The sequence below is a fragment of the Mesorhizobium sp. M7A.F.Ca.US.007.01.2.1 genome, from assembly GCF_003998165.1.
GTDB lineage: Bacteria > Pseudomonadota > Alphaproteobacteria > Rhizobiales > Rhizobiaceae > Mesorhizobium > Mesorhizobium ciceri.
In genome coordinates this window covers 22,271-31,605 of record NZ_RZQP01000059.1, presented here as the reverse complement: position 1 = coordinate 31,605, position 9,335 = coordinate 22,271, and the positions used below count along the sequence as shown (strand labels likewise).

Below are 9,335 nucleotides of genomic sequence, written 5' to 3'. Positions count from 1 at the left end.
GGGCGGCTCTTGTCGAGATGGACGCAGCTTTCCGTCAGAACCAGCGTCTTGATGCCGTGCGGGGCAAGCGTGTCGGGCGTCACCTCGCCACCCGGCTTCATGCCGTAGTACCAGCCGGCGAAGAAGAAATCCGGCTCCACGGCCACGAGGTTTTCGAGCGTCGGATATTTCGGCGCCAGCTCCGGGATCGAACCCTGCTCTGCCTTGAATTCGGAACCGACCTTGTACCATCCGGTGATGCCCGTCAGGCCGACCATTGACGGCTGCAATTTCAGCGCGAAAGCCATCTCAGCCATGTTCAGATCGTGGATGACAGCGCGCTTCGGCGGCGCGTCGAAGGTCAGCGGCTTGCCGCAGCTGTCGACGGTTACCGGGAAGGCGAAGGCGGTCGAGGTCAGCAGCGAGACGGCAAGCGAAAAAGCGAGGCGTTTCACGGGTATGCTCCTTGTGGGTGGGATCGGGTCGACTATGGAACGGCTTCAATCACGACGGCGGCGCGGCACGGTTCGGAACCTCGAACACCGTCAACTCTCGATCCTCGGTTGGATGGCGCAGGCGCAGCACATCGATGCCGAAAATCTCGCGGATCAGCTGTTGGGCCAGCGCTTCGCGCGGTGCGGCGAGCGCTTGCAGACGGGCATGGTTCATCACCGCCACCCTGGTGGCGAAGGGTGCTACCAGCGCCAGATCGTGCAGCACCGCGATCACCGTCATCTCAAAGCCTGCCACGAGGTCGAGCAGTTCGCCGCGGGCGCGCGGGTCCAGATGGTTGGTCGGTTCGTCGAGGAACAGGATTTTGGGCTGCTGGGCGATGGCGCGCGCCAGTTGGGCGCGCTGGCGCTCGCCGCCCGACAGCGAGCCGACGGTGCGGCCAAGCAGCGGCAGCAGGCCGGTCCGGCGCAGCGCCTCGACGGCGATATCGCGTTCCTCGCGCCTGCGCCGCAGCCCGGCGTGCGGGACCCGGCCAAGCTCGACATAATCGATCACCGCCAGCCGCGGATCGGGCTGGTCGGTCTGGCCGACAACGGCGATATGCAGCGCCCGCTCGGCGGCCGAAATCCTGTCCAGCCCGCGTCCGCCAAGCTTCACCTCGCCGGAACTTGGCCGCAGCATGCCCGACAGCATGCGCAGCAGCGTCGTCTTGCCGGCGCCGTTGGGACCGATGATGGCAAGGCGATCGCCAGCGGCCACCGAGAAGCTGACCGCCTGGACCAGATTCCGCCCATTCGCCATGGCACAGAGGTCATGGGCTTCGAGAAGCGCTGCGCTCATCGGCTGCAGCCCGCCGGATTGCGGGGACGGCAAAGTGTGCGCATGGTGATGCGATGATCGATGGAGCCGTCCAACTTTCCGTCACTTTCCAAAACTGGCGACGGAAGGAAGCTGGCGAACCGGCCGACAAGGCCGGGATTCGCGTTTCCTCCCGGCACACCCCGTCCGGTCAACTCAGTGATGGCAGGTCTCCTGGCTCGCGGGTCGTTGCGCCATCCTGCCTTCCCAGCCTTGCCGGCCAGTGGCATTCACGGATTTTGCTCGCCGCTTACAGTTGCGGGGGCAGCCACGGCCTCGACCTGAACAGGCCTCACCGTGTTCCCTTTTCACCCCTCGCCTTTCGGCTCGGGGACCATCACCACTTCAGCGTAGATTTCCACCAAACGCTTCGCAATGGATTTCTCGGACGAAGTGGTGGGCCAGCTAAGGGAAACAGGCATTGCACGCTCACTTTATGTAATAACATAACATTCTTAGGAGATGACGCGGCCCGCTGTCAAGCGAAAGCCCATGGGATCGGCGCAGATTGCACGGAATGCGCAATTTCGATCAAACTGGCCGCGCCAGGAAACGCCAAGATGATCCGGCCAATGCGAAAAGGAGCCCCATGAACCCGACCGAGAAAGCGCTGTGGTTCGTCGAGAGCCATCTGCCGGAGGCGATCTCGCTTGACGATGTCGCGCAAAGCAGCGGCGTGTCGCGTTTTCATGTGACGCGCGCCTTCGGCGCCGCAACCGGCCGCTCGGTGATGGGTTACATGCGCTCACGCCGGCTGACCGAGGCGGCGCGCAAGCTGGCCGGCGGAGCGCCCGACATCCTCGTCGTCGCGCTCGACGCCGGCTACAACTCGCATGAGGCGTTCACCCGTGCCTTCCGCGATCAGTTCGGCACCACGCCGGAACTGGTGCGCGCGCAAGGCTCGACCAACAACCTCGACCTCGTGGAGCCGATCCTGATGGACCAGTCCTTCCTCACCAATCTCGAACCACCGCGCTTCGAGACCAGCCGGCCGTTCCTGATCGCCGGCCTCGGCGAACGCTACAGCTGCGAAACCAGCGCCGGGATTCCGATGCAGTGGCAGCGTTTTGCACCCTATATCGGCAACATCCCCGGCGAGATCTCAGGCGTTTTCTACGGCGTCTGCCTTAACGGCGACGACGCGGGCAATTTCGACTATGTCGTCGGCGTCGAAGTGTCCGGCTTTGCGGATCTGCCGAAGGACTTCTATCGGGTGCGGGTGCCGGCGCAGAAATATGCGGTGTTCTCGCACCGCGAGCACATCTCATCCATCCGCCGGACGATCAACACGATCTGGAACAGTTGGCTGCCCGACTCCGGTCACGAAATCGCGGATGCACCGGAATTCGAGCGCTATGGACCGGAGTTCGATGCCCACAGCGGCAATGGCGGGCTGGAGATCTGGGTACCGGTGAAGGCGTAGCTCGATCACGCCATCGGCAGCGCCGGCCAGCGATCGATGACCTTTCCGCCGGAAAACACGGCGATCGACCCGAATTGCTGCAGCACGGCCTCGCTCTGCGTCGGCCTTAGAAACGCGTAGTCGCCTGGCCTTGCGGCCGCATCGGCGGGCAAGCCCATGAATTGCTGGTTGGAGGACAGGCCGAGCAGGCCGTTCGTCTTCATGCCTTGGGGGAAGACCGGCTCGGCCATCCACTTGCCGCCATAGAGATAGCAGCCCTTGCGCGGAAACCGGCCGAGCGCCTGCAGCAGGCGGGTGACGGCCGGCGGGCCAGGCAGCATCGGCTCGACCACTTTCAGGATCGGCGTGGCAATGAAGGCCGCCGGCTGGAAGCCTTCTAGGCCTGGCGTATCGAAGTCGCTGGGCAGCACGAAGGCCGAGCCCATCGACACTTCATTGGCCGCGCCGCCACGATGAAGCAGCGCGGTCTTGCTGCCGCCGATGTTGAGGATACGGCGGTGGTCGGCGCCGAGACAGGCGACGAACGCCGCAGCCTGCGCCGACGCCTCCGCCAATGCCTTTGCCGGTCCGCCGAAAAGGCCGGGAATGAGCGGCGCATGCGCCTCGTAGGCCATGACGCCTTCGCAATGCAGCCGGACCGGCAACGCGCTCAACGCCTTCGACAAGGCCGCGGGATCAGCAAAGCCGCCGCGATGCAGCCCGACATCGATCTCGAAAGCGATGCGCAGGCCGATGCCGAGTTCGTCAGCGAGAGCACCGTATTCCGCCAGTCTCTCCTCGCTGTCGATCAGCCAGCAGACACGCGACCAGTCGGCATCACCCTTCACCAGCGCAGCCCTTGCCGCACCGATCGGCATCGGCTTGCCGTAGAGCAGATCGGCATCCGGAAACGCCTTCAGCACCGCCTCGCTGATCGGCGGGTGGAAGGTCATGAAGCGCTCATGGCGAAGCGCCTTGCCTATATGCGCAAGCAGCGGCAGGCAGGCGAGCGATTTGTCGACCAGCCGCACGGCCAGGCCGGGATCCAGCCTCCCTTTTACCAGGGCAATGTTTCCGTCCAGCCGATCGCGGTCGAGCAGCAGGCAGGGTCGGAAGATGCCGGCGGTCTTCAGCGCATCCGAGAGGGTGGAAAAATAGGTGCTCATCATTCGATGCCGAACAGGCCGGCCATGTAGGGCGACACGAAGCGGTTTTCCGGATCGATGTCGCGGCGCACCGCCATGGCATCATCCCAGCGCGGGTAGAGCTTTTTCAGCTCCGCCGCTTTCAGGCTGTGCATCTTGCCCCAATGCGGCCGGCCGCCATGTCTGCGGAAGATCGGCTCTGCCGCCCGCATGAACGGCAAAGGATCGTTCGCGGCATCGTGGTGGATGGCGATGGAGCAGGTCAGCCTGTTGTAGAATGGCGAAAGCCAGAACTGGTCCGGCGCGACCGAGCGCACCTCCATCGGGAAATAGACCTCGGGAAAGCGCTTCTCGGTCAGCTCGATGATCTCGGCCAGCGCCTTCGGCCCTTCCTCGAACGGCAAATGATATTCCATCTCGTTGAACTTGGTCTGCCGGTCGCTAGCATAGACGTTGAGCCAGTCCTGCACGTAGTCCTCGGCGGGAAACTTGGCGGCCGCCGATCGGATCAGGCGGCCACGCAGCGATGGCAGCCAGGCAAGTGAAGTGCGCAGCCTGCGCAGTGTCCTCAAACCCGCCTCGTCCTCTTCCGGCGGCCGCGTGGTGGGTGCGGCATCGCTGAAATCGCTGGCGATGAACTGCGCATAGCCGGAAAACGGAATGTAGTAGAATTCGGCCGAGCGATGCGCGGCCATCATCGCCTCGAAATCACGCAGCATCTCGGTGATCGGCAGCACATATTTGCGGCGGCGCAACCGGTAGGTCGCGATGTTGTTCAGCGTCACTTCGGTGAGCACGCCGAAAGCGCCGAGCGCGACACCGATGGCGTGGATCATGTCCCGATCCCCTGCCCGCTTGAAGTCGCGGACCTTGCCAAGCCCGTCGACGATCTGCACCGTCTCCAGCTGCGTGTGATAGGCGCCGAGCGTCGGCCCAGAGCCGTGCGTGGCTGTGCCCAGCGCGCCGCCGATCGCCTGACGGTCGATGTCGCCCATGTTGGGCAGGCCCTGGCCAATGCCTTGCAGGATGTGCATGAGCGCGCCGAGCCGGGTCCCTGCCCGCACCCGCGCCTGATGTTTTTGCGCGTCGTGCGAGACCAGCCCTTCCAGTCTCTCCAGGGACAGGATCGTGCCCTGCGATTTCACCAGCGGTGTGAAGGAATGACCGGCGCCGGCCACGCGCACCGGGCCAGGCGCGGTCCGGACGAGATCACCGAGTTCACCGACATCGCCGGGGCTGGCGATCAGCTTGGGCTCGGCACTTACGAAGCCCGACCAGTTGCTCCAGGTGTTCGACATGCGCTCCCCGCTCAGGCAACCGCACGACGGCGACGTGACACAAGAACGAAGAGACCGAGCAGCGCCACGCTTGCCACCGCGCTGGCGGCGGCGAATTCCGGCACCGGCCGGAAATCCTTGCCGTCGATGAGCAGCGACGCCGCAATCGGCCCGATCGCCAGGCCGAACAGTTGGGCTGCCGGCACCAGCAGCACGGCGGTGCGCGTCTCGTCGGCGGTGATCGCCAGACGGATCTGGTAGGGCACGATGAACAGCAGGATAAAGCCCATGGCCAGGGCAGCGACCCAGAACGTCGTCAGGCCGGGGCTGCTGGCAAGAACCAGGGAACTGACAAGCGCCACGACGCCGATCGCCGCGATGGCAAGGCGATAATCGATGCGCGCCTCGAACGCGGTCGCCGTCATCGCCCCCAGGACCTGCACCGCGAGGCTGGCCGAGACGATCAGGCCGACGGTGCGGCCATCGATGCCGTATTGCGCGCCTAGCGGCTCCAGGAAAGCCCAGACCGCGCCGAAGAACATGAAGTAGCAGAAGACCGACAGCAGCGCGGTCATCGAGGGAACCGTCAGCACATTGGCCAGATTCTCTTCCTTGGGCAGGTCGGCATAGTCACCTGGGACAGTGAAAGCGACCGCCAGCGACACGACGCAGACGACGGCAAGAACGATGAAGCCACCCGCCGACCCTGCGGCCGGGATGACATAGAGCGCCAGCAACAGGGCGAGCGCGCATTGCGCCAGCGTCTGCATGGTGACGAAATAGCCGCCGATGCGCTCGGCACGCCGCGAGCGGGCGATCAGTTCGGTGGCGATGGCGACCAGACCGCCCTCGGCGAGCCCGGCAAGGGCGCGGGCCGCAATCAGCATGTTGGCGCTCGCGGCATAGGCCGTCCACACATTGGCCAGCGCCAGGAGCAGCAGAAGGACGGCACTTTTCCAGCGCATATTGTGGGCCGAAAGCAGCATCGCCACGACGGCCGAACCGATGGCAATGGCGATCATCTCGGCGGTGGCGACCAGCGCCAGTTCGTCGCCGCTGACATGGCCTTCGGTGTAGAGAGCTCCGAGCAGCACCGGCTGCAGGCCGAGGATGAGCAGGCCGACCGAACCGATCCACAGGGCCGAGGCGAGCTGCCAGCCGGTCGGATTGCCGACCAGCCAGTCGCCACTGCCTGCGTGGCCGGTATCTGTCGAAGCCAAAGGCGCCTCCCCAACGTCCTTGCCGCGCGGCAAAAAAGCTGACAACCTGTCAGCATTTCAGAAACTGATACTTGATCATATTTCTTGTCAACCGGAATCTAAAAACCGTGCGAAAGATCGGTGCATGACGGAATTGAAGAGAATGGCGACCGAGCCGAGGCGCAGGCCCAAGCAGGAACGCAGCCGCGAGCGCATCGACGCGATCCTGTCGACGACCATGCGGCTGATCGGGGAAAAGGGTATCGACGCCGTCACCATGAAGGAGGTCGGCATGCTGGCGGGCGGGCCGATCGCCACCGTCTACCACTATTTTCCAAACAAATCGGCGATCCTGGCGATGCTCTATGAGCGGTTTTCAGAGGTCAGCCGGGCACGGCTGACGACGATCATCGCCGAAATTCACGAGGCGAAAGATGTCATCGTGGCCGCCGACCGGCTGCTCGATGATTATCTCAGCCGTGTCGCCGGCGATCCGGCCATCCAGGATCTGCAGAACGCCATCCAGGCCGACAAGGCGCTCAAGAACCTCGACCTCGCCGAAACGCGGCACCAAGCCAAAATGTTCTGCGACCATGTCATCGCCCTGATCGAGCCGGAAAAGCGCGAGCAGTTCGAACGCATGGTTCTGCTGATCTTCCAGCTCGCCGGCGGTGTGGTGCGCCTGGCGCTCGCCGAGGACGAGGCGGAAAGCCGCCGGACCATCGAGGATTACCGGTCTATCATTCACACGCAGCTGCGGCTGTTTCTCTAGAGCCGCGCCTATTTCGCCCGATGGACGAGGCCCTCGAAGCCGTGTGTCAGATCCGAAGCGCCGGCCGCGAACATCTTGACGAGGTTTTGCGGACGGCCGGGAGTCTTGTTCGCATCGAGGAGGATGGCCCTGCCCTCATGCATGACGAAATCGAATTTTCCATAGTCGAAGCCGAGTTCACGCCGACGCTCACGCAATTCGTCGGGCACCGGGACGGGCTCGCGCCGGATCGTCTCCGATGCCTTGACCAGGCCGTTCGGCGAGACGTAGCGGGTGCAGCGCTCGCGCTCTCCGCAAAACACCCAGAAACGAACAGCAAAACCGTCGGGTTCTCTCTCCGGAATGAACTTTTCCACGACGAGATCGTCGCAATCAAAGACGCCGTCTGGAACGTCGCCGAGAGATCCGTGGATCTCATAGGGGTGCAAGATTGGCAAATGCGGAAACGGCGGCTGTTTGCCCGCGCGCTCGGATCGCCGGTTGAGGAGCGTCTCCGGAATTCCCCGATTGTTGAGATTGCTTTTGACGATCACCTGACCTTGCCAGCTGTCGGTTTTGTCGATCAATGCACCACTGATCCGCCGTTTGGATATGTCGGCGGCGCCGATGTTGAGGCAGAATGCAAAACTCCGGGCATAGTCGACATAGTCCGTGGGCGTCACCGTGGCATCGACATGCAATACCGCCATATCGGCGCTGACCGGCTTCGACAGGCCTTGCTGAACCCGAACCGAATGGCCGCGCCTTTTCAATTCCGCAAGAATGTCGAACAGCATGTATGGGCTGCTCCTGCGCAGCAGAATATCGCGCCTGCCCAGGAACCTGTCATGCTCATGCGTTATCACGGCGATACGCGCCACTATCCACCTCCTGGACTGTCTGTAGATGCCTTGAAATCTCTTGGCTTGTCCAACGACCTCTATTAAGCCCCGGTGATATCCAAAATCCAGGCGTGCAGGGGGCCAATGGAATTGCATGACAAATCATTGGGACGATTACCACCGCCATTGGAAACTTCTGGAAGCGCCGCTCCGGCCGACAGCGGAAACCGTCGCTATATTCGATCGCGAACTTGATCTCGGAAATGCCGATGTCCTTCTCTTGGGGGTTACCCCGGAATTGGCAGTTCTGGGCAAGTCGATGTTGGCGGTCGACCAGTCGGCGGCCATGATTTCCGGCGTATGGGCTGGCGACGACGGCTCGCGACGGGCAATCGCCGGCAACTGGCTTAACCTGCCCGTGGACCGCGCAAGCATCGACGCCGTCATCGGCGACGGATGCCTGTCGGCGGTCGCTTCCCAGGCGGCGCGCAGTTCGTTGTTTGGCGAGGTCGCCAGGGTGCTGAAGCCTGGCAGGCGCGCAGCGATCCGTGTCTTCGCACGACCGGAAACGGCGGACGATCTGTGCGGCATCGAAGCTCTGGTTCTGGCCGGCGGGATCGAGAATTTCCACGCGCTCAAATGGCGGATTGCGATGGCGTGTACGACCGACGACCGCGATTTTACCATCAAGGTGGCAACGATCCGCGATGCATTCGGCAGACTGTTTCCGGACCGCGAAGCTCTTGCCGCGCGAACAGGATGGAGCATGAGCTCGATCAACACGATCGACGTCTATGCAGGCTCGGACATAAGCTACAGCTTCGCGATGCTGGCCACGCTGACCAACGAGGCAGCCAACTGGTTCGGCGACGTGCGCGTCGTGCCGAGCGGAAGCTATCCGCTGGCGGAACGGTGCCCGCTTCTGGTGCTCGGTTCGGCGAGGCACCGGTAAGTTCATCATCATGCGCCAAGAGGCGCTCCGAGCGCCTTGACTCCGGCGCGCCGCCAGCCTATTTCAGCGCCACGTTAGCACTCGCCTTTGGTGAGTGCTAACCACATGTCCGGCGCCGCCGGATGGAGGAACTGTTTCTCACCGTTCTCATCGAGGAAGAAAAAATGGCAAAGTCGAAGTTCCGCCCGCTTCATGACCGCGTGGTCGTTCGCCGGGTCGAATCCGAATCCAAGACCGCTGGCGGGATCATCATCCCCGACACGGCAAAGGAAAAGCCGCAGGAAGGCGAGATCATCGCTGTCGGCTCCGGCGCTCGTGACGAAGCTGGCAAGCTGGTCCCGCTGGACGTCAAGGCCGGCGACCGCATCCTGTTCGGCAAGTGGTCGGGCACCGAAGTCAAGCTCAATGGCGAAGACCTTCTGATCATGAAGGAATCCGACATCATGGGCATCATCGGCTCATATCAGGCCCTTTCGT

The 9,335-nt window shown here is 63.2% G+C and carries 8 protein-coding genes, 2 pseudogenes and 1 riboswitch; of the genes and pseudogenes, 4 read left to right on the top strand and 6 right to left on the bottom strand.

Features of this window, described 5'->3' with window-relative positions; all coding sequences use genetic code 11:
* A pseudogene (locus EN949_RS13610) lies at positions 1–434 on the bottom strand (ABC transporter substrate-binding protein); the annotation flags it as partial.
* 49 nt (positions 435–483) lie between these two features.
* On the bottom strand, positions 484–1,272 hold the full coding sequence (locus tag EN949_RS13605) for an ABC transporter ATP-binding protein (protein ID WP_013532381.1): 789 nt from the start codon (positions 1,270–1,272) through the stop codon (positions 484–486).
* A gap of 164 nt (positions 1,273–1,436) precedes the next feature.
* A riboswitch (cobalamin riboswitch) is annotated at positions 1,437–1,644 on the bottom strand.
* A 235-nt stretch (positions 1,645–1,879) separates the two neighbouring features.
* On the opposite strand from EN949_RS13605, the gene EN949_RS13600 reads away from it, so the two are divergent.
* The gene (locus tag EN949_RS13600) at positions 1,880–2,713 is read left to right on the top strand and encodes an AraC family transcriptional regulator (protein ID WP_063170197.1); all 834 of its coding nucleotides are present in this window, start codon (positions 1,880–1,882) and stop codon (positions 2,711–2,713) included.
* A gap of 5 nt (positions 2,714–2,718) precedes the next feature.
* Here EN949_RS13600 and EN949_RS13595 read toward each other — a convergent pair whose 3' ends face one another.
* From EN949_RS13595 to EN949_RS13585, 3 genes are read right to left on the bottom strand one after another with little or no spacing between them, the layout of a single operon-like run.
* The gene (locus EN949_RS13595; protein WP_164770012.1) at positions 2,719–3,858 is read right to left on the bottom strand and encodes an alanine racemase; all 1,140 of its coding nucleotides are present in this window, start codon (positions 3,856–3,858) and stop codon (positions 2,719–2,721) included.
* Positions 3,858–5,135 carry a D-arabinono-1,4-lactone oxidase gene (locus EN949_RS13590; protein ID WP_127366880.1) on the bottom strand — a complete coding sequence of 426 codons (1,278 nt, stop codon included), beginning with the start codon at positions 5,133–5,135 and terminating at the stop codon, positions 3,858–3,860. The genes EN949_RS13595 and EN949_RS13590 overlap by 1 nt, the downstream gene beginning before the upstream one ends.
* Positions 5,136–5,146: 11 nt before the next feature.
* Positions 5,147–6,334 carry an MFS transporter gene (locus EN949_RS13585; RefSeq protein WP_024504860.1) on the bottom strand — a complete coding sequence of 396 codons (1,188 nt, stop codon included), beginning with the start codon at positions 6,332–6,334 and terminating at the stop codon, positions 5,147–5,149.
* A 124-nt stretch (positions 6,335–6,458) separates the two neighbouring features.
* Here EN949_RS13585 and EN949_RS13580 point away from each other — a divergent pair, with 124 nt between their 5' ends.
* Positions 6,459–7,085, top strand: coding sequence for a TetR/AcrR family transcriptional regulator (locus EN949_RS13580; RefSeq protein WP_164755256.1), 627 nt, complete (start codon positions 6,459–6,461; stop codon positions 7,083–7,085).
* A gap of 8 nt (positions 7,086–7,093) precedes the next feature.
* Here EN949_RS13580 and EN949_RS13575 read toward each other — a convergent pair whose 3' ends face one another.
* On the bottom strand, positions 7,094–7,945 hold the full coding sequence (locus EN949_RS13575) for a hypothetical protein (RefSeq protein WP_027163204.1): 852 nt from the start codon (positions 7,943–7,945) through the stop codon (positions 7,094–7,096).
* Positions 7,946–8,060: 115 nt separating this feature from the next.
* Here EN949_RS13575 and EN949_RS13570 point away from each other — a divergent pair, with 115 nt between their 5' ends.
* Both EN949_RS13570 and groES read left to right on the top strand, forming a co-directional pair.
* A complete protein-coding gene (locus EN949_RS13570; protein WP_127366879.1) occupies positions 8,061–8,858 on the top strand; it encodes a class I SAM-dependent methyltransferase in 798 nt (265 codons plus the stop codon).
* 164 nt (positions 8,859–9,022) lie between these two features.
* A pseudogene (gene groES / locus EN949_RS13565) lies at positions 9,023–9,316 on the top strand (co-chaperone GroES); the annotation flags it as partial.
* Positions 9,317–9,335 lie beyond the last annotated feature (19 nt).